Below are 21331 nucleotides of genomic sequence, written 5' to 3'. Positions count from 1 at the left end.
CGTGGTGATAACACTCCACCTTCTTTGCTTCCACAAGTTACTCCTTGTTCTGATGATTCTGAGTTATTGAAAGCGGCTTAATTTCATTCCTTGATTTTGGGAAATGTTTTTTGTTTTCTTTACACCCCCTGAACGCTTACTGTCAAATTACTACAAAAAACAGGTCAACTTAAGTATAGTTGACCTGTCCTAAAATATAGTTAATCGTTGGTAGTTAGCTGTTGATAGTTATCAGTCTATCAAACCATTAACAAACAACAACCAACCAACAACTAACAACTAAAATTACTTACCACCCGTTTGAGCGGCTACTTCATCTGCAAAGCTTATTTCTTGCTTTTCAATACCTTCACCGAGAACAAAGCGAACGAAACGACGCACTTGGATATTTTCACCAATTTGAGCGATCGCTTGTTTAACAAGTTCTTCTACTGTGATGCTTTGATCGCGGATGTAAGGCTGATCCATCAAAGTCAATTCTTTCAGGCGCTTATCAATGCGTCCCTGAACAATTTTTTCTTTAACGTTATCAGGTTTGTTGGAAATGTCATCGCGTCCCATCTCAATATCTTTTTCCTTTTGGACGATATCAGCTGGGATGTCTGACACTTTCACATACTCTACGTTTGGACAAGCCGCAATTTGCATAGCGATGTTCCGCACGAGGGTTTGAAATTCTTCGCGGCGAGCAACAAAGTCAGTCTCACAGTTAACTTCTACAAGTACACCGACTCTACCACCAGTGTGGATATAGCTGCCTACAAGTCCTTCCGCCGCCACCCGATCAGCTTTGGCTCCGGCTTTAGCAATACCTTTTTTCCGCAGCCATTCTTCGGCTTTTGCTAAATCACCATCGTTTTCTTTTAGCGCCTTTTTGCAGTCCATCATGCCGGCGCCCGTTTTCTGGCGTAGCTCCTGGACGAGTTTTGCAGATATTTCCGCCATTTTGCCTCAATTCCTACTTAGACTGACAATTTTAATTGCTCTTGGGTTTTGAGTATTTTTCAGTGAACAGTTACTAGTTGATAACTGATAACTGTTCACTGTTCACTGATAACTGATTATTCTTCCTCTTCTTCGTCGGGAATGAACGAGTCAGAAAAATCGCTTTCTTCGTAATCGTATTCTTCCTCGGCGCCTTCGTAGTCTTCGTATTCCTCTTCTACATCCAACTGACCATGACGACCTTCATAAATCGCGTCCGCCAATTTACCAACAATCAGTTTAATTGAGCGGATGGCATCATCATTGGCTGGGATGGGAATATCTACTACATCTGGGTCACAGTTTGTGTCCAGCATAGACACAATGGGAATTCCGAGCTTAATGCATTCTTGAACTGCGTTATATTCCCGGCGTTGGTCTACAATTACCACAACATCGGGGACTTTCCGCATAGTTTTAATACCGCCCAGATATTTTTGAAGCTTTGATAACTCACGGCGTAGCATTGAGGCTTCTTTCTTTGGCAATAGATCAAGAGCGCCGCTTTCTTCCCGACGTTCCAAATCTTTGAGACGGTCTACCCGCGTTTTGATCGTCGCCCAGTTAGTGAGCATCCCGCCCAACCAGCGCTGGTTAATGTAGTGAGCGCCACAACGGGAAGCTTCTTGAGCAATAATACCTGCTGCTTGTCGCTTGGTGCCAACAAAAAGGAACTTTTTGCCTTGTTCGGCTTGCGATCGCATATAAGTATACGCCTCTTCCATCAACTGGGCTGTTTGCACCAAGTCAATGATATGTACTCCGTTGCGGGCGGTATAGATGTATGGAGACATTTTTGGGTTCCATCTGCGGGTCTGATGACCAAAATGAACCCCTGACTCCATCATCTGAGCCAAAGAAACTACTGGCATATTTTTCTCCTATTCGGGTTAAACCTCCATCCAGGTGGATCTCCTTATTGGAAACACCCGAACTCCTGGATGTGCGGATATTTAAAGAACCATAATAGGGTAGCATATTTTGGAATCGGGGAAAGGGGACAAGAGGGACAAGGAGGACAAGGGAGCCAAGGGGGACAAGGAGGACAAGGAGGACAAGGGAGCCAACTTATCAGTTATCAGTTAACTGATTCATGCCTCAATCCCCGATCCCCAATCCCCGATCCCCGATCACCTCACTTCCGCATACGCTTCATACACACCCTTGACGTTGTACCAATTGAGGAAAATTCGAGCAATTTCTAAAGCCAATTGGGGCTTACCTCTATTAATCAGCCATTGCAACAAAGGAGCCATTGTCCGTTCATTTAAAGCACCATTGAATGAAAGAATTCCCCACAGTAAGCGATGTAACCAAGTCATTTGAATCATCATTCGCACTTCCCAAGTTGGGTGCTTTTGATAAAACAAAACTCCCATCTTTCCGCGCTGAATTTCTTTGTCAATCAAGCTCTTAATTTGATCTAAGCTAAAGGGTGGATGCCAATGGTAGCCTACTGCTTGTGGACATTTAATCAGTGTTAAACCTAGTTTTTTTAGCCTCACGCCTAATTCTAAATCTTCCCAACCATAAAGTTGGAAACTTGTATCAAACAACCCAGCTTTTTCTAACCAATGCTTAGGAATAGCAACATTACCTGTAGCAAAAAAAGCGGCAGAAAAATCTGTTATTTTATATGGCTCAGAGGTAGGATGATCAAAATTGCAAGTGTTAATGACAGCACCATAGGTAAAGGCGCGATCGCTTCCCAATTTTGCGTGTCCCTCCGTTAGTGCGTCAGCATGAGCTTGCAGAAAATTCTCTGTCACCACTAAATCGCTATCTATAAAGATAATAGTATCTCCCTGCGCTTTCTCTACACCTAAATTCCGCGCTACAGCAGGGCCTTGATGATTTTGCTGAAAGGTTCGCACATGGGGAAACTCACTTTTGTGTGTCTCCAACCATTCCAATGTGCCATCAGTAGAACCATCATCCACCAAGATAATTTCGTAACCAGCGATTTCACTAGATGCACTCAATTGCTGTATTTCTAATGCTCTGAGGCACTTTGACAAAATCGGCTGGCGATTGTATGTCGGAATCACAACGCTAAAAAACACAGTATCACTCACCACACTACTACCCATCTTTTAAGATAGGACAACTCACGCACAAACACTGTTCCTTCTTTGTTTTGGACACAGTTTTAAAGCAATTTATCGAATTAACGTCAAAATAAAGCACTTAACTGCATAAATTACTTTGGTTACACCCATATCAAAATTGGAAGAGTAATTCTCAGACAACTAACTGTCTTGAAAATGGGTGTAAGGGTGTAGGAAGAGTTATATTTTCATGCCCTCGTTGTGTAATTTATCACAAGACCTTCTAACTTGAAAATACAGAACTCAGTAGCCCCTACGAGATTAGGGGAAAAGGGGAAGGGAGAGTGGAGGTCAAGGTAAAGCAAAACTACCAACAACAGTACAAGTCTTAGTTTTGGTGCTTGTACAAACTACTAGTAACCAACCACTAATTATGAAACTAACTATTCCCGAACTTTCTTTAGTTGTTCTCATTGGTGCTTCTGGCGCCGGTAAATCAACCTTTGCGCGTAGATTTTTTCAACCTTTTGAGATTTTATCCTCAGATTTCTTCCGGGGACTGGTATCTGATGATGAGAGTAATCAATTTGCTACCAGAGATGCTTTTGATGTACTACAACTTATCACTACCAAACGACTCACAGCAGGAAAACTGACCGTTATTGACGCGACCAATATCCAGCCAGAAGACCGGAAAATTTTTGTGCAATTAGCACGAAGATACCATTTTTTTCCAGTAGCGATCGCTCTCAACCTACCTGAAGAAGTTTGTCACGAACGTAACCAACAACGCCCAAACCGTCAGTTTGGTTCCCATGTGGTGCGGCGTCACACCCAATTTTTACGGCGTTCTCTACGCGGATTAGAAAGAGAAGGTTTTCGCTACGTATATATCCTTAATTCCACAGCAGAAATTGAGACCGTAGAAATTGAACGTCAGCCTCTGTGGAATAACCGCAAATACGAACACGGCCCCTTTGACATCATCGGTGATATTCACGGTTGTTGTGATGAACTAGAAGCTTTATTGGAAAAATTAGGCTACGTCAAAGGAGGAGTTGGGGGACTAGTAGGACAAGGGGACACGGTGACGGGGGGACACGGTGACACGGGAAATATTATTACTCCCCACACTCCCACCCCTCCTTCCCTGTGGAATGCTCCTACCTACTACCATCCCCAAGGACGTAAAGCTGTTTTTTTGGGTGATTTGATAGACCGGGGACCACGTATTCTCGATACGGTTAAGTTGGTACGAAATATGGTGGTAGCAGGGACAGCTATCTGTGTTCCTGGTAATCATGAAAACAAATTTTTGCGGAAATTACGTGGTAAAACTGTCAAGGTTAACCATGGTCTAGAGAAAACTTTGGCTGAAATAGAAGCTTTGCCAGAAGAATGGCGTGAACACCATACCAAAGAATTGAAAGCATTTTTAGATACTTTAGTAAGTCATTACGTCCTTGATGATGGTCGGCTCGTGGTTGCTCACGCTGGGATGAAGCAAGAATATCAGGGACGAGGCTCGGCTCAAATCCGGGAATTTGCTTTATATGGTGAAACAACAGGAGAAATAGACGAATTTGGCTTGCCTATCCGTTACAATTGGGCAGCACAATACCAAGGTAAAGCAACGGTCGTCTATGGACATACATCCGTACTCTCAGCAGAATGGCTGAATAACACGATTAATATTGACACAGGTTGTGTTTTTGGAGGCAAACTGACAGCCCTGCGCTATCCAGAAAAGGAATTAGTCAGTGTTCCTGCTGTTCGTGCTTATACTCAACCAGCCAAACCTATTGATGGCGTTGTTAAAGAAGCAATAACAGCCCAAGAGCAACGGGATGATGTGCTACATATTAATGATGTACTAGGTAAGCGAATTATTCATACCCGCTTACTACCTAATATTAAAATTCGAGAAGAAAATGCGATCGCAGCTCTAGAGCTGATCAGCCGTTTTGCAGCCAATCCCAAATGGCTGATTTATCTACCACCTACTATATCTTCAGTGGGAACATCCCAATTTTTGAGATACTTGGAACACCCCGAACAAGCTTTTGTTTACTATCGTAACCAGGGAATTTCCCAAGTCATATGTGAAGAAAAACATATGGGTTCACCAGCAGTGGTAATTGTTTGTCGGGATGAAACAGCAGCGAAAAAGCGCTTCGGTGTAGTTAACGAAGGTATTGGTATCTGCTATACTCGTACAGGCAGCAAGTTTTTTGAAGACCCGACTCTAGAAACAGAACTATTAGTACGCTTAAATACCTGCCTTACCGCTAGTGGCTTCTGGGAAAAATTTCAGACTGATTGGGTGTGCTTAGAGTGTGAACTCATACCTTGGTCAGCTAAAGCCCAAAGACAATTACGAGAACAATATGCGCCTGTTGGCGTTGCATCAAAGCTTGCTCTTGGTGATGCTGTCACCTTACTGGAGAAGGCTGAACGACGTGGTGTAGATTTGACTCTACAATTAACCAACTATCAACAAAAAGCCGAGATGGCTGAAAAATACGTCACAGCTTACCGTCGCTACTGCTGGCCTGTTAAGGCGATTTCTGACTGTAGACTTGCACCCTTCCACATCTTGGCAACAGAAACAGCCGTCCACACCGACAAAGATCACCAATGGCACATGCAAGAGGTGACGAATATTGCTCTACATGATCCCGACTTACTGTCACTAACAGCATATAAAGTCATAGATTTAACAGACCCAAGCAGTGAAGTAGTAGCAGTACATTGGTGGGAAGAACTGACAGCAATGGGTCGTGAAGGTATGGTCATTAAACCAATACAATTTATTGTCAAAAACAATCAAGGAATCATTCAACCTGCGGTGAAATGTCGCGGACAAGAGTATTTGCGAACTGTTTATGGCTTGGAGTACTTTACACCTGAAAACATGAAACGTTTGCGTCAACGGGGATTATCACTCAAGCGTTCTTTAGCAAAGCGAGAGTTTGCTTTGGGTGTAGAAGCATTAGAACGTTTTGTGACTCACGCACCTCTACGTCGTGTCCATGAATGCGTCGTTGGAATTTTGGCACTAGAGAGTGAACCTATAGATCCGAGGTTGTAGGGGATCGGGGATCGGGGATTGGGGATTGGGGATTGGGGAGATTGGAAAGGGGACACGGGAGACTTGTCAGTTATCAGTTATCAGTTATCAAATTAAACTGTTAACTGATTCATGACCAATGACCAATGACCAATGACCAATGACAAATTATTAACATCACATATCGGGAGAATTGTTATTACCGAGATATTTAGCTCGTAATTCTTCTAATTCTTCGTCGATTTTGCTGTGAGGAGCAGGTTGATTTGTTGATGGTTGATTTGTTGATGGTTGGGGTGCGCGCGTTGTTTTGTTATTTGCAGATTTATGAGAACCGAGAAATGTAGTTCTCATTTCTTCTAATTCTTTTTCAATAGGATTATAACTAGGATTTGGTGTAGGAGTTGGTGTAGGAGTTGGTGGAAGTGGAGGTGAAGTCACAACTGGCTGTGCAGGTAAAGTGAGACTGGTAGCAACAGACGATTTTTTATTTAAGTCTTTTAGGACTTCATCTGTGGTTTGGTAACGCTGGGCGGGAATGCTTTGCAGCATTTTGTTGAGAATACCGCTTAATTCTTCGCTGACGGGATTTTTAACGTAGTGTTGCCAAATCCAAGTAGCATTATTAATATCGTACAAATCGAAAGGCGATCGCTCGGTTAATAGTCGTACAGAAGTAGCACCCAAGCTATAGATATCACTTGCAAATATTGCTTGTCCCCGCATTTGCTCCGGTGCAACGTATTCTGGACTACCGATGCTTGTACCAGTACGGTTGAGGGCTGTGTGGGTAACAACCTTAGAAGCACCAAAATCAACTAGAACTAAATCCCTGTTGTGTTGATTTTCCTCGCCTTCCAAGGGAAATCTACGACGAATAATATTTTCAGGCTTAATATCTCGATGAATGACTTGCCTAGCATGACAAAATTGTAAGACTGACAATAAATTATTGAGCAGTTGCCGAATCTGCGTTTCGTTAAAAGCCCCTTTTGCAGTTAATTCTTCTCCCAGATTTTGCCCATCTATAAATTCTTGCACAAGATATTGCCTATCATCTTGGGTAAAATACGCCAGCAGTTCTGGAATTTGCGGATGTTTCCCTAATTCATCCAGTCGCATTGCTTCCTGATTAAATAACTCCACTGCTTTTTGTACAGTACTAGTACCTTGGGCTTGGGGATAAAATTGCTTAATCACACAACGCGGTTTAGAGGGTTTATCCTCATCCACTGCAAGAAAAGTTCTGCCAAAACCGCCTTGTCCTATGGGTTTAATAGCACGGTAGCGTTCCTTGAGAAGTAACTTAGCACCGCAAGTTTGGCAAAACTTCCCATTATTCTTGTTTTGGAGGTGGGGACAGCTGGGATTAAGACAATAGCTCATATTGAGGATGGGGGGACACCTGTCTCTATTTTGCCCTGCTCAAGGCAACAGTGATGAGAAAAGTGGCAGTTCATAATTGTAACTGCCATTTTTTCAGATACTGGGTGAGCAATCATTGTGGTAAAACATTATTATTCCTTCGTGAATGAAATTGGGGTTGACACAAACTCGGATGTTTCTGGTTTCTTCTGAATATTTGTGTTGCCCCTCTTCACTAGGAAACCGAGTATATGTTTTCTCTACATCATCCTATGGTCAAATCAAAATAATACTCATTTAGAGAGGTGTATTTTTTGAGTCAGCACTAAGCTTTTTTGAACTTACGTTAAAGCAAAAAATTTTGCCGTGATCAAAAATACTGACAATGTATAATACTTGTATTGTTTTATCAGACGTAGTGTACTATCTATGATTTGTTTACTACGTAAACTTTACTAGATAAAGTGTTATAAAACAACAACAGTTTCGACTATCTACCGAGCAATAATTCCGGAAACAGGGAGCATTCACCGAAAAGCTAAATATAAATGGTGACTTAATAAGCAGCTCATGGCCTACCACATGATCGGTAAAGTACTACAAGGACAGTATCAAATTGTCCAAAGTTTGGGTGCTGGTGTGTTTGGACAAACATACGTTGCAATTGACGTTGAACAGCCACATCAACCTAAATGTGTCATTAAGCAACTAAAGGTTTCTAGCTCCCAACCTGCCTATTTACAATCGTTGAGGTTGCACTTTCTCACTGAGACTGAAACTTTGAGGTATTTGGGACACCATGATCAAATTCCTCAACTGATTGCTTGTTTTGAAGAAAACGAACGTTTTTATTTGGTGCAAGAGTTTATTGAAGGACATGCACTGACAGCAGAATTACCCACTAATCAACGTTCTGATTATTTATGGACTGAATACGAAATTATTCAATTTTTAAAAGATGTATTAGAAATTCTCAAATTTGTTCACTCGCAAGGAGTAATTCATTGTGACGTGAAGCCAGAAAATTTAGTTCGACGTGCTAGTGATGGGAAATTAGTCCTTATTGATTTTGGTTCTATTCAACCAATAAATTTTGGTGTAGATACAGTATTGCCAATTTATAGAGTTCCTGTAACTTCATTAGGTTATATTCCCCCAGAACAATTTATTGATCAGACACAGCCCAATAGTGATATCTATGCTTTGGGTATGATTGCGATCCAGGCTTTAACGGGTTTGTCCCCATTGCAATTAAAAACAGATCCTCGTAGTAATGAGTTTCTTTGGCGTTCTCATCATACCCCTATTAGCGATTATCTTGCTGCAATTCTCAGTCAGATGATCCGTTATAACTACAAAGATCGTTTTCAGTCAGTACCTGAAATATTGCGGGCGCTGGAGCAAATGTCTATGGAATATTATCCAGCGCAGACAATAGATTTGCAGAATGCTACATCTGTTAATGCTAGTGAACAAGTTCCTAATTTGATTCGAGAAGATGTATCTGCGAAATCTCCTCCTTTGCTGACGGGAATGAGAGTAGGACTCTTGGCTAATTCTTTAGTGATGGGATTTGGAGTCTATTCTTTAATGAATTCTCCAGCCTATTCTGGAACAGAAGCTTTATATAAAGCGACAAAAGAATTTCAAGATGGAGATTTGGAAGAAGCTATCGCTCTGGCAAAATCTATTCCGTTAAAGAGTAATGTTTATCCAGAAGCACAAAGTACAATTGAAGAATGGCAAAATCAATGGCAACTTGCTACTGAGCAATATTTATTAGCTAAACAAGCATCAGAACAGGAACAATGGTCAGAGGTTATACACGCAGCTTCTCAAATACCTGATATTTTATATTGGCAGTCAAAAACAGAGCCAATCGTTAAGCAAGCTCAAGCTAAAATTGAAACACAAACTAACAATTTATTAGCAAGAGCTTATGAAAAAGCTGGAAATAAAGATTTTAATACTGCTTTAGAATATCTTCAGCAAATTCCTCAAGAAAATGCTGTTAATCATTTAGTTCAAAAAAAATTAGCTGAATACCAGCAAAAGCAGCATATTAGAGCAGTTTTTCTGTTACAACAAGCCTATAATAAGGCGGAAATAGGCGAGTTTAACGCAGCTGTGAACTTCCTCCAGCAAGTTCCAAAAAATTCTTCTGTATATGCAACTGCTCAAACTAAATTGGAAGAATATGTCCAAAAGCAACGTTTGCAAGGCAAAAATCAAAAAGTAGCTCCATCTAAAGTTGTTGCTGCATTATCAAAAGAAACATCAACTAGTAAATCTTTTGAGCCAGGTTCCTTAATGCAAGAAGTGAACATTACACCAAACACAACATCTTTATAAATAATTGGTAACTAATTTTTGTCTTGATTAATCTTAGTTTATAAGTAGCCAAGATGAATAAAAAACCTCACCTCCTTACCCTCTCTTTGGTAAGGAGAGGGGTATCCGATAGGACGGGGTGAGGTTATATATTTTATTTATATTGAATTGGGTAGACGTAAATTCAAAGCGATCGCATCTAAATAAGGCTCAAAAACTGCCAGATTTTCTAATTTATCAAACTTACCTGTTTTAGAAGTTGGATCAAAAGCAGTAGTAATCACATAAAGTGCTTTGCCATCAAAGGTAACATAACCTACATGTTGTTCTTGCACTCCACCTTGATGCTTTAGCCCAACAAAGCCATATCGAACTCCAGGAAGTTTACCAATCTGTACTCTTTGAGATGGATAGCTGGAAAAATTAATGCTTCCGCCATAACTACCTTGACGATCTTTCTCCAATCCGGCGTAATGTTCATTTACCCAAGTATTCAGTGCTAATGATAGTTGAGTTTGATACTGAGGATTTTGATGGTCTATCTTTTTACTAGGATTAATACCAGCTTGAGTCAGAAACTTTTGAAAATTTGGCTGTTTTTCAAGGGGTAAAATTGACATCTCTACCGTACCAATACGCTCTCCATTTGCAGAGATACATAATAGAGATGTATTACCATCACAAGGTAAAACTTGCCAACCTTTAGGACTAGCAGTTTTCTCCACAAATTTTTTCCAAATATTGTTTCCATTAGGACTAGGAGTGGTGGCGCGGGAAAGTTGTACCACTTTTGGGGAATCACTCTTTTGAGAAGAGCCAGAACCAGTAACTTTTAATCCCAATGGTACAAAAACCAACACAGCTACACCAATTATTAAATGATAAAGTCGCAACATTTTAGCACAAGGAGTATATCAATAGTTACAAAATCAAAGTAACAATAAAAGATTGAGATTGGTAATGTAAAAACAAAAGAAATGCTAATGACTCTCAAAGAGTGAAATATAGAGTGATTCAACTTTCACTAAACTATACAAATCAAGTCTAACAAAGCAGACTAACGGAAAATCAAAGCTTTTAAAACCACGTAGGTAATCTTCCTTACTCTACGAGAAGCCGCTTGCGCGTCTATAGAAAGCCGCTACGCTTCGTCTGTGTGTAGTCGCGACTTCTAGTCGCTTGGTGCAAGATATCAATAAACACACACAATATAAGAAAGTTTTTTAGCTATGACTGTAGCTATAACTACAAAGTTTCAAAAGGGCTGAAACCCTTACTAGGAAACAATATTTATGTGATATATAGAATTTTGATTCTATATATATAAAGATGATTTGAGAAAACAGCTAACAAAGGGATGTAGGGAGCCTGACATCCTTACCCTCTAGTTTTTGTAATGGGAGATGACAAGTATATGCCGATTTTTGTCAAGATTGAAGAAGGCAAAGTTGATAAATCTATCTTTGACCAATATATACCTGCTCACAGAGCTTATGTAAAAGATTTGATTGCCAAAGGACACAATGCTAAAACTGGCTACTGGGCAAAGATGGGAGGCGGGATGATGGTGTTTGAAGCCGCATCAATGGCAGAAGCCCAGACAATTGTAGCCAATGACCCATTGATCATAAACGACTGTGTTAACTACAAACTATATGAATGGAAAATTGTAGTCGAATAACACACATATACAATATTTCATGCTATGCTTATCTATAGACCTGGACTTATGCGACTGTAACGCCCAAATCTTGTCAGGACCGGAAGGTAGCAGCAACACGGGATGCTTATGGTAGGCGTAATCTCCGGGTCGCCCTATTTTTAGGAGCGTAAAGGCTGTAATGGCTGGTTTTGGGGATATTGTTAAAAAAGCTTTTTACCTTGGTGTTGGGTTAGCTGCTTACGCGGGCGAGAAAGCAGGTGGAACACTAGAAGGCGTGCGATCGCAAATCCAAAAGCTAGCAGACGAAATGGTGGCACGGGGCGAAATGACCACAGAAGAGGCTCGCCGTTTCGTTGAGGACATGATGAAGCAAGCCCAGCAGCAAGCAGCTGATGCTACAGCAGCACCAACAACCACTCCATCTGAACCGCGCCGCATCGAAATTATAGAAGAAGACGAGCAGCCGACGGCGAAAGATGTTCAAGGCGATAATGAGAATGTAGATCGACTACGCCAGCAAGTCCTGGATTTAGAAAACGAGTTAAAGCGTTTGCAACGCGATAATTAATTATAAATTTATGCTGGGTTGATATTAGCTTTGTTTTGCTGAGATCAACCCATTGCTATATGACGTAGAATTTAGGTGAACTACCCGACGCTGACCTACAGTACAGCACGGACTTCCCAATTCATCGGCAGTAGCCTCCACAACTGGGTAATTCTATTGGTCTTACACTGCCTCCAAGGGCAGGAGTCCTGGTTCCCAAGACCCATAATTTTTCTTGCAACATGTACCTATTAGCTTGGTTTTCGCTTACGGCAGGGATGGTCAAGATGTACAAACTATACCACAAACTTGCTCGCTTAAACGCTCTAGACGCCGCTGTTCCACGCTCGGAAGTGGAATTCGACCTTGGGGAGGCTCCTCAGCTTGCTCGCACCGCAGAGCCGACGCTCACCGTTGCGGTAGAGCGCGGGACTTCTGCTGCTCTAGTTAAAACCTGTTTATCTGGGTGTTGGTCGTTGCTATCAGTTAGGTAGCACTTAAAGTTAGATGAATATTTAATTTTTGTAAGATATTACTCTTTAGGAAACTGCCTTAAGGTGTCTAGTTTAAGCTTAAATATCCATTCTTGGGAAAATAGCTTCTGCGGCAAACTAACACAATAGACTATTTCCATGTAGTAGCGTGGCAAGCTTAAAATAGTGCAATAGAAAAAAGTTCGTAGTAAGCGCTTCAGCGCTGAAAAAACTAAAAATCTAAAGCAACATTTTAGTCGTATCACGCCAGTAGATACAATAGCACTCTACCAAATCAAGATTACTTAGTTTGCAGTCAGCGCCAAGTGTGCTTTCCTACTTCAGGACTCAAGCCCACCCTACACCGAAGCCGCTCTTACCCTGAGATACAGACTTTATATACTAAACCACTACTACCCACTAAAGCGTTAATTATATGGAAAATTGGCAAAAGGATTTTTGGGAAATGGTACAAACAGTAAGCGATGAAGTCGAAGGCTTTTTCCTGGGAATAAGTGAAATGGTAGAGGCTTTTGTTGAAGTTACAGAAGAAGTTACCGAAGAACTGCAAAATACCATCGCTGTCGAAATAGATCAGTATTTTCAGGAATTGACTGAACCATTTTTGGAAATGTACTGGGAATTGGAAGATGTCATAGGTGATGATTTAGATCCCGGTTTTCCCTATCCAGTTGAACCCTCAGCCGAAAAAAATCCAGCTTGCATTGGTTGCTGCCACTACCACGGTCAAGCATATGGTGGTAATTTATTAGTCTGTGGTATGCATCCTTATGGTTGGGATGGTGACAATTGCCCAGACTGGCAATCAGAAGAATTCTAATACCAATTTGAAAAAAGAATGCGACAAATAGACCATCTGTAGACGCGATTTATCGCGTCTTTACCAAGGATGTTGCAATCATTAATTGAATTGGTATAAGTTAAAAGTCAAGTATGACTAATGACTAATGACTAATGACCATTGACCATTACTATTATGAGTAACTCCTTATCTGAAAGTGTGTCACAGCCAAGTCAAGAAATGAAGTATGGCGAACGCGAAATCGCGGAAGGACAACTAATTACATTTCCTAATCCGCGCATCGGACGACGCTATAACATAGATATCACATTGCCGGAATTTACTTGTAAATGTCCATTTTCCGGTTATCCAGACTTCGCCACCATTCATATTACCTACATACCTGATCAACTGGTGGTAGAATTAAAAGCCCTCAAACTTTACATTAACAGTTATCGCGATCGCTACATTTCTCACGAAGAATCAGCCAATCAAATCTTGGATGATTTTGTCGCTGCTTGCGATCCTTTAGAAATCACCGTCAAAGCAGATTTTGCACCACGTGGTAACGTGCATACAGTGATTGAAGTTCGCCATGTGAAATCTGAAGGTCAATAGTCAATGGTCATTGGTCATTGGTCATTGGTCATTGCTTATTCTTTGCGTCCCCCTTGTCCCCTTTCCAACCTATCCCCTATCCCCTATCCCCTTCTTGACTCAGGCGATCCAAAATTCCTAAAATTTCCTGTTCAAATGCTACCTGGGCGCGATTTGTTTTACCACCTACATACAGGTGTCCATCTGTTTGCAACGCCCAAATTTGTGAGTGAGAAAAATAACTCATCACCACACCCAACATCAATAAAGCAAACCCAGAATAAACCATCGGAATTCCTGGATCGGCTTTGATTTGTAAACCAGTGCTACCAACGACATCCAAAACTGTTAGTTTCACACCATTGATTTCGGTAGCCATACCCGTCCGCAAAGTGTTAAAAAGTTGACCTGCGACGTCATAAATTAATACTGTTCCTTGTAAATCTTTGGCTAGTAAAGAGACACCTTCACTTAAATCTGGTTTTGTCGGAATCCAGGTTCCCCAGATACGCCCATTATTAGTGTTAAGTGGCGCCATGGGAATTTGAAAAACTGGACTTTGGTTAACCCGCACCCGCACAGCAGAAATTCCCCAATCTGTTTGGTAAAAAGTCACACCTTGATAACGCAGAGGTTGATTAACATATATTTTCTTGTGATCAACCTCTTCGTTTTGGTTATTTAAAACAGATAAATCTGAATAAAATTGGTTAATACTGCCACTAGGAGTATAATCAATCCAAAAACGATTCACACGCACAGACCAATCTTGAGCTTTGTTTGTTGCAGCCCAAGGCCCTGCATCAATAATATTTTTAACCTGGAATGTATCACCACTAGCTATCATTTCTTGGGCCATAAACCCAGTCATTGCCCCCCAAATTGACCCCAAAAGAATCGTGACAATACCAATATGTACAATGATGGGGCCGATGCGTCCGATGATTCCTTTGCGCGCATAAAGAATATTATCTTGCTCTTCTTTTTGAAAAACCTTGTAGCTGCGCTTCTGTAATATTTGGGTCAGGGAATCAACAGAACCATGATCTAATTCTGCACTCAATGCTAGTTTAGTAAATTGTCGAGGTTGATCATAAAACTTCCAACGACGTGCAGCTTTTAAAGCTGGTAACTGTCGAGTAAAACTACAAGCAGTTAAGCTAGTACCAAAAAAGATGAGTAAAGCAAAAAACCACCAGGTACGATAAACATGATCTAACCCTACAGTTAAAATCACTTTCCAAGAGAGGAAACCAAATAAAGCTGGGTTTTCTGGATAATTAGCTTTGTAAAAATCCAGTGATTGACCTTGTTCAATGACAGTACCAGTGACACTAAATAGAGCAATGAGCAGTAAGAGTGCGATCGCTAAACGTAAATCTGTCAGTACAGGTAAAAATTCCTGCCGTAAGAATTGTACGACAAGCGACCACCAATTTGATTTTTCAGTAGATTGTTCTGTAGATGTTTCAGGTGAACTTTCAGAAACTGAATTCTTTGTATTGTCTAAAGTCATTTGTAAATTGTTAGTAGTAAGTTTTTGGTTGGTAGTTAATAGTTGGTAGTTGGTTATTAGTAGTTAGTAGTTAATAATTGGTTATTGATAGTTGATTTATTATCGTGAATTGTTACTTAGTACAGGATGAATTAAGTTCATAAAGACTCTGCGTCCCTCTGCGTTTAAAAAAGCTACGAATTAATGCAAAGCTGTACTTAGCTTACCTACTAACCACTAACCACTAAAAGGAATACGAGAAACGAGGGAAAAAACACCAAAACCTACCAACAACGCCCCGCTAATTGGGTTAATCCAACTAGACCAACGGCGTAATTCTAGTATTTTTTTAATAGAAGCAGTAAACGTACCTGCCAAAATTAATGGTGCTACATGTCCTGCGGTGTAAGAAATGAGCAAAACCGCACCTAAAATTAGGTCTTGTGTATTAGCAACCCAACCTAATAAACTTGCTAAAACAGGAGTACTGCAAGGAGAAGCGACTAAACCAAAACTCAGACCGATCGCATAGGCTCGCATACCTTGAGGTAATTCTTGAGAAATCCAATCAGTACCACCAAAAGAGGGCATTTGCAATGGCAAAGCTTCTAGTAAGTTTAGCCCCATGAGGATAGCTATCACACTGACAATAATTGGCAAACCGATACCGATTTGTCCGTAGACTTTTCCAACTAAAGCTGCTACTATCCCCAAACTTGCAAGAGTGGTTGCTAATCCGAAAGCAAACCAAGTAGACTGGGCGGCTGATTGCAGACGACTTTTCGCTTCATAACCGCCAATGTAGCCGACAGTAATCGGCAGCATAGATAGCATACAGGGCGTCAGACTGGTAATCAGTCCGGCAAAAAAAATTATACCAACGCTGAATAAACTCAGATGCGTCAACTGATTAGAGACAAGGGAGTTGGCGAATTGTTCTAGTTCGTAAAATTGGGTTTGCAGGTTTTCAAGCATGGGCTAGATAAATGGAAAGTCCTTGCACTGCTTGAATTTTAGCTTAATTTCCGCTCAGGGGTGGGGTTGCTCAAACTCAAACGAGCATTTGCTCAAGCCTGAGTTTGCGTTTTTCCCAGTCGGGCATGATAGAACTGAGAAAGTCATAAAAAGCGCTGCTGTGGTCTGGGTGCTTGAGGTGACAGAGTTCGTGGGTAATGACGTAATCGATACCTCTAGAGGAAGCGCGAATTAAATCGCGGTTGAGGATAATGGTGTTAGTGGCTGTGAGGCTACCCCATCGCTTATCAAGACGGCGAATTTTCAGGCTGGGGGGGAAGTATCCAAAATGTTTAAAAGGTATAAAGCAGAAATCTAACCGCTCGTTAAATTTAACTTTGGCGCGTTCTAAATACCAGTTTTCCAGCAGTTTTTGGGTTGTTTCGGTGCAGCCGGGTTGGGGAGTCTGTACGTGAATATAACGCCCTTTGAGTTTGACTGATGGTTGCAAATTTATCTCGATTTTTAAACGGTATTGCCGTCCTAGATAGAGATGGGTTTCGCCGCCAATGTATTGCCGGGATGGGGTGCGGGGATCAAATTGGCTGAAAAACTGCTGTTGCTTCAGAATCCATCTGGCGTGTTTCTTTACACGTCTGTCAATTTCTTCGAGTAGGGCATCAACGGGGGCTTTGACTGTAACCTGTTGATTGGGGTGAACGGAGATATCTAGGGTTTTGCGCTCCGAAAAGTTGACCTCAAAGGCAATAGTTTCGTTGCCATAGTTGATAGTGCGGGTAGTTGCGCTCATTGTGCCATTCTACGTCTTGCGAGTTGCAACGACTCTTGGATAATTTTATCCATTTCATCTTGGTCGAAATGGATGCCATGTTGGTCGCGCAATACATCATACAGGTAATCGTCGATGTCGTTCATCATGTTTCTTTGGATATTTTCGTTGTTTATCCAATCGACAATTACATGATTATCAATGATATTGTAAATTGCTAATGCACTCTCGGCACTAATGGTTTTGATTTCGGTTTGATTGTGGATGTGTTTGGTGGTAAAGGTTTTCAGCAAGCCGTAGAAGGCTAAAGCATCGGGATTGTGTCGCAGTTCTTCGGGTAAATTATCGGTTTTGCGGTTAACTATAGCGTCGCGGATTTCCTCGGCTTTCCGCAGGTATTCGACTTCGCAGATACGTTTGGCGCGAAAATCATTAATAGCTTGTTGGATGAGTTCTGAAAACTGTTGGTAAAAAGCTGGGTCATCTTCCATCTTTTCGGTAACAGTGCGTTTGGTAGCGCTGGCGATCGTATCAGCCAGAGATGCTGGGTTACTTTGTTGTTGTTTGAGAGTTTGAAATGCTTCCTCATCGAAGATGTTAAGGGGGGCTGCAATTTGCACTACCTCGGTAGCAGAAATGTGGGTGTCCAGCAATTTTTGGATTTTAGGTTCTAAGTTTCGATAATTAACGGCTTCTTGGTAGCGGAATTTCACCGCTACTTTGAGGTTTTGGAAGCGTTTTAAGTCTTTTTTATAACGGTTAATTGTAGAATCGGGCGTACCTTGCAAAAACTGTTCTGAAGATAGGGCATTAGCCAAGGTTTTTGCAAATAAAGTTAAGCATTCGTAGAACTCATCCCGCAGTTGTTCGTTAGCGAGAAGTCGCTCGTAGGCTTCTTCGTCGTGGCTGTTTTTAATTTCTTTGAAAATATCCAGCAAATCCGCGTAGCGTTGCGGTAGTTTGCTGATTTCTTCGCGAATGTTGGTTAGAGTTCCAACTAGGTCGTCTTCGTCAAAGCCTTCCAGTGCATTATAGGTGGTCAAGGCTTTGTCCAGTTCCCCCAGCACCCCGGCATAGTCAATAATATAGCCAAATTCTTTTTCTGCCCCTGTGGCTTCGTCGGAGTAGAGACGGTTAACGCGGGCGAACGCCTGCAAAAGTGAATGTTCTCGCAGGGAACGAGTCAAATAAAGCACGGTGTTACGGGGAGCATCGAAACCAGTTAGTAGTTTATCAACGACAATTATGATTTCTGGGGTGTCACCATATTTAAAGCTGTTGATAAGTTGCTGGTTATATTCTCGTTCTGAACCGTAACGTTTGATCATTTGCAACCAAAATTTTTGGACTTCATCGGTTGGTTCCTCCTCTATCTCTTCGTAGCCTTCGCGGGTATCCGGGGGTGAGATAATGACTTCAGAGGTAACATAACCGATTTCATCGAGAAAATTTTTATACTTGAGAGCGCTGGCTTTGCTGGGGGCGACGAGTTGGGCTTTAAAGCCTGTGCCTTGCCAGTTTTGGCGGTAGTGTTCACTGATGTCGAAGGCTTGACAATAAATAGTTTGTTCGGTTTTGTTGAGTTCTTTTGCTTGGCTGTATTTGCGCTTGAGGTCTGCCTTTTGCTTCTCAGTGAGTCCACTACACAGACGTTCAAACCATGTATCAATTACTTTTTGATTAACTTCCTGTTCGCTGTGACGACCTTCGTAAAGCAAGGGTACAACTGCTCCATCTTCAACGGCACGACGGATGGTATAAGAGGGTTCAATCATGCCGCCGAATTTGTTAAAGGTGCTTTTTTGTTTTTTCATTAGAGGTGTGCCAGTAAAGCCCAGGTAACACCCGTTGGGAAACACTTGCTTCATTTTGGGGTGGAAACTGCCGTACTGGCTGCGGTGGCTTTCGTCCACCAGGATAAAAATATTTGGGTCGGGGTCGGAGAATTTTTTCACCCGCAGAGCAGCAGTAAATTTATGGATGAGGGTTGTAATAATATTTGCTTTATTTTCTTCAATTAGTGTTACCAGATGGCTGCCAGAATTCGCTTTTACGGGCTGCATCCCGCAACTGGCAAAGGTTGTTTTTATTTGCTCGTCCAGGTCAACGCGATCGCTTACTAGAACAATGCGCGGGTTGGGGATATCTGGGTCGAGCGCCAGCGATCGCGCCATCATTACCATTGTCAGGGATTTCCCTGAGCCTTGAGTGTGCCAGACAACACCGCCTTTTCGCCGTCCTTGGCTATCTATTTGTTTGACGCGCTGGAGAATGCTTTTAACTGCAAAGAATTGTTGGTAGCGCGCGACTTTCCGTACGCCAGCATCAAACACAGTGAATTGGTATATTAGATCGAGTAGTCGTTCGGGACGGCACAGACTATAAATAATACGGTCTTGGGTGGTGAGTTGTCGCGTTCCTTTTGCGGCTAGATTGTCAAAAAAATCATGTGTAGAGGCAAACTCACCGGAGAACAGGCGTTTTTTTTGCTCGTCTAGGAGGGGGGTGTTAACGATGGCTGTAATGTCTTCATCTTGGTCTAAATCTTCGCACCAAACACTCCAGAATTTAGCAGAAGTGCCAACGGTCGCATATTTAACCTCGTTTTTGTTGGTTGCTAGTAGCAGTTGGGTGTAGGTGAAGAGTTTGGGTATATATTCGTCGCGCTGGTTGCGGATACACTGAGAGACGGCTTGCTCGACTTCGATTTTGGGAGATTTGCACTCGATGACGGCGAAGGGGATACCGTTGACGAACAGGACAATATCCGGGCGGGCTGTTTCAGTGCTGCGGGTGCGTTCGACGCTAAATTCGGCGGCGACGTGGAAGACATTGTTTTGCCAGTTGCGCCAGTCGATGTAACGCAGGCTGTAGCTTTTGGAACTGCCATCGATGGTTTGTTCTAGGCTAGTACCAAGGGTGAGGTAGTCGTAAATTGCTTCGTTGGTTTTCAGTAAGCCATCGTAGCGCAGGTTTTTCAGGCGTAGGATTGCTTCTTGGATATTTGCCGAGCTAAATAAATATTCCTGTCCTTTGAAGGTGATGCGGTTGAGTTCTTGTAGTTGGGTGCAAAGGATGTCTTCTAGGAGTACGTTGTTGAGTTTACCGCGTCGTTGCTTGTGGACTTCTTTGGGTGTTAGGTACTTGTAGCCCAGGTTTATTAATAGTTGTAAGGCGGGTATTTGGGATAAATATTTTTCGTTAAATTGAAAGTCTGGCATAGGATTTAGGGGGTTTTCTCTCTCGTTACAAGTGGGGTGTTTGCCCCCTACCCCCAAGTTTTGGGGGATTGAATTGCTTAAAGTCTTCTATTTGGAGGGATTTAACTACTCAAATTCTCCTAAATTACCTCCAATATTTGGGGTTACGGGGGCAGGGGATTTAGGGGGTGGTAGATTCAGGGGAGAATGGCGTTTGGGCTGTTGTCAAAATAATCTGCAAAACTCGATCGCGATCGCTCATCACTTCTTTATTGGTAAATCGTAAAACTCGATATCCATATTCTTGGAGTTTCTCAGTTCTAGCTTCGTCGTAGTCAAGTTGTGTTTGGTGAATTCCCCCGTCTACTTCTATCACCAGTTTGCAAGCAGGACAATAAAAATCTAGAATAAACCGCCCAACTGGATGCTGACACCGAAAACGTAATCCTCCTAGTTGTTTATTTCTCAAGGCTTCCCACAAATAAGCTTCAGCAGGAGTTAAATTCTGGCGTAGTTGACGTGCAAATTCTTCAATTTGGGGTGTTGTTCCACGAATGCGATTGGTTGTTTTACGTAAGGGCATTGTTATGGTTTATGGGTAGATGTTTTAGTTAGAATGCCCAGTTTTTACCTCCGTAACCCCAGCCCCCAGACCCAAAGTTTTGGGGGATTGCCCCTAGTCCCCAAGTTTTGGGGATTTTGCCCCCCTGCCCCCAAGTTTTGGGGATTTTGCCCCCCTGCCCCCAAGTTTTGGGGATTTTGCCCCCCTGCCCCCAAGTTTTGGGGATTTTGCTCCCCTGCCCCCAAGTTTTGGGGATTTTGCCCCCCTGCCCCCAAGTTTTGGGGATTTTGCCCCTAGCCCCCAAGTTTTGGGGATTCTGCCCCCTGCCCCCAAGTTTTGGGGATTCTGCCCCCTGCCCCCAAGTTTTGGGGATTTTGCCCCCCTGCCCCCAAGTTTTGGGGATTTTGCCCCCTGCCCCCAAGTTTTGGGGATTTTGCTCCCCTGCCCCCA

The 21331-nt window shown here is 42.2% G+C and carries 16 protein-coding genes and 1 other RNA gene; 7 read left to right on the top strand and 10 right to left on the bottom strand.

The genetic code is table 11. From position 1 onward, the window contains the following. Positions 1 to 285 precede the first annotated feature (285 nt). From tsf to ACE1AT_RS25480, 3 genes are all read right to left on the bottom strand, one after another. A complete protein-coding gene (gene tsf, locus ACE1AT_RS25490) occupies positions 286 to 945 on the bottom strand; it encodes a translation elongation factor Ts (protein WP_374873507.1) in 660 nt (219 codons plus the stop codon). Positions 946 to 1061: 116 nt separating this feature from the next. Next, a complete protein-coding gene (rpsB, locus tag ACE1AT_RS25485; protein ID WP_374873505.1) occupies positions 1062 to 1856 on the bottom strand; it encodes a 30S ribosomal protein S2 in 795 nt (264 codons plus the stop codon). Between the two features lie 258 nt (positions 1857 to 2114). After that, positions 2115 to 3074 carry a glycosyltransferase family 2 protein gene (locus ACE1AT_RS25480; protein WP_374873502.1) on the bottom strand — a complete coding sequence of 320 codons (960 nt, stop codon included), beginning with the start codon at positions 3072 to 3074 and terminating at the stop codon, positions 2115 to 2117. A 391-nt stretch (positions 3075 to 3465) separates the two neighbouring features. Between ACE1AT_RS25480 and ACE1AT_RS25475 the strand changes: the two genes are divergently transcribed. Next, positions 3466 to 6123, top strand: a complete 2658-nt coding sequence (locus ACE1AT_RS25475; RefSeq protein WP_374873501.1) for a polynucleotide kinase-phosphatase — start codon at positions 3466 to 3468, stop codon at positions 6121 to 6123. A 156-nt stretch (positions 6124 to 6279) separates the two neighbouring features. On the opposite strand, the gene ACE1AT_RS25470 is transcribed toward ACE1AT_RS25475, so the two are convergent. Beyond that, the gene (locus ACE1AT_RS25470) at positions 6280 to 7488 is read right to left on the bottom strand and encodes a protein kinase (RefSeq protein ID WP_374873499.1); all 1209 of its coding nucleotides are present in this window, start codon (positions 7486 to 7488) and stop codon (positions 6280 to 6282) included. 549 nt (positions 7489 to 8037) lie between these two features. Here ACE1AT_RS25470 and ACE1AT_RS25465 point away from each other — a divergent pair. Beyond that, entirely contained in the window at positions 8038 to 9819 is a 1782-nt protein-coding gene (locus ACE1AT_RS25465; RefSeq protein ID WP_374873497.1) for a protein kinase, read from the top strand. Between the two features lie 137 nt (positions 9820 to 9956). On the opposite strand, the gene ACE1AT_RS25460 is transcribed toward ACE1AT_RS25465, so the two are convergent. Continuing rightward, the gene (locus tag ACE1AT_RS25460) at positions 9957 to 10694 is read right to left on the bottom strand and encodes a hypothetical protein (protein WP_374873495.1); all 738 of its coding nucleotides are present in this window, start codon (positions 10692 to 10694) and stop codon (positions 9957 to 9959) included. A 518-nt stretch (positions 10695 to 11212) separates the two neighbouring features. Here ACE1AT_RS25460 and ACE1AT_RS25455 point away from each other — a divergent pair. The 5 genes from ACE1AT_RS25455 to queF all read left to right on the top strand — a co-directional run bounded on the left by ACE1AT_RS25455 (position 11213) and on the right by queF (position 13901). Continuing rightward, positions 11213 to 11479 (top strand): YciI family protein, encoded by a 267-nt coding sequence (locus ACE1AT_RS25455; protein ID WP_374873493.1) that lies wholly within the window; start codon positions 11213 to 11215, stop codon positions 11477 to 11479. Positions 11480 to 11516: 37 nt separating this feature from the next. Continuing rightward, positions 11517 to 11613, top strand: an RNA gene (ffs, locus tag ACE1AT_RS25450) — signal recognition particle sRNA small type. A gap of 26 nt (positions 11614 to 11639) precedes the next feature. Then, positions 11640 to 12029, top strand: coding sequence for a phasin family protein (locus tag ACE1AT_RS25445; protein ID WP_374873491.1), 390 nt, complete (start codon positions 11640 to 11642; stop codon positions 12027 to 12029). Between the two features lie 888 nt (positions 12030 to 12917). After that, entirely contained in the window at positions 12918 to 13322 is a 405-nt protein-coding gene (locus ACE1AT_RS25440) for a hypothetical protein (protein ID WP_374873489.1), read from the top strand. Positions 13323 to 13478: 156 nt separating this feature from the next. After that, on the top strand, positions 13479 to 13901 hold the full coding sequence (queF, locus tag ACE1AT_RS25435; RefSeq protein WP_374873487.1) for a preQ(1) synthase: 423 nt from the start codon (positions 13479 to 13481) through the stop codon (positions 13899 to 13901). 76 nt (positions 13902 to 13977) lie between these two features. On the opposite strand, the gene ACE1AT_RS25430 is transcribed toward queF, so the two are convergent. The 5 genes from ACE1AT_RS25430 to ACE1AT_RS25410 all read right to left on the bottom strand — a co-directional run bounded on the left by ACE1AT_RS25430 (position 13978) and on the right by ACE1AT_RS25410 (position 20902). Beyond that, entirely contained in the window at positions 13978 to 15396 is a 1419-nt protein-coding gene (locus ACE1AT_RS25430) for a cytochrome c biogenesis protein (protein WP_374873485.1), read from the bottom strand. A gap of 216 nt (positions 15397 to 15612) precedes the next feature. Continuing rightward, positions 15613 to 16350 (bottom strand): cytochrome c biogenesis protein CcdA, encoded by a 738-nt coding sequence (locus tag ACE1AT_RS25425; RefSeq protein WP_374873483.1) that lies wholly within the window; start codon positions 16348 to 16350, stop codon positions 15613 to 15615. A 76-nt stretch (positions 16351 to 16426) separates the two neighbouring features. Then, entirely contained in the window at positions 16427 to 17140 is a 714-nt protein-coding gene (locus ACE1AT_RS25420; RefSeq protein WP_374873481.1) for a M48 family metallopeptidase, read from the bottom strand. Further along, positions 17137 to 20340 (bottom strand): type I restriction endonuclease subunit R, encoded by a 3204-nt coding sequence (locus tag ACE1AT_RS25415; RefSeq protein WP_374873479.1) that lies wholly within the window; start codon positions 20338 to 20340, stop codon positions 17137 to 17139. Before ACE1AT_RS25415 ends, ACE1AT_RS25420 begins: the two co-directional genes overlap by 4 nt. 160 nt (positions 20341 to 20500) lie before the next feature. Beyond that, the gene (locus ACE1AT_RS25410) at positions 20501 to 20902 is read right to left on the bottom strand and encodes an endonuclease domain-containing protein (protein ID WP_374873477.1); all 402 of its coding nucleotides are present in this window, start codon (positions 20900 to 20902) and stop codon (positions 20501 to 20503) included. Positions 20903 to 21331: the final 429 nt, after the last annotated feature.

It is taken from the genome of Pelatocladus sp. BLCC-F211, assembly GCF_041928655.1.
In the GTDB taxonomy this organism is placed as follows: domain Bacteria; phylum Cyanobacteriota; class Cyanobacteriia; order Cyanobacteriales; family Nostocaceae; genus Pelatocladus.
Note: the sequence above shows the minus strand (reverse complement) of the source record. Positions and strands in the feature narration are given on the sequence as shown.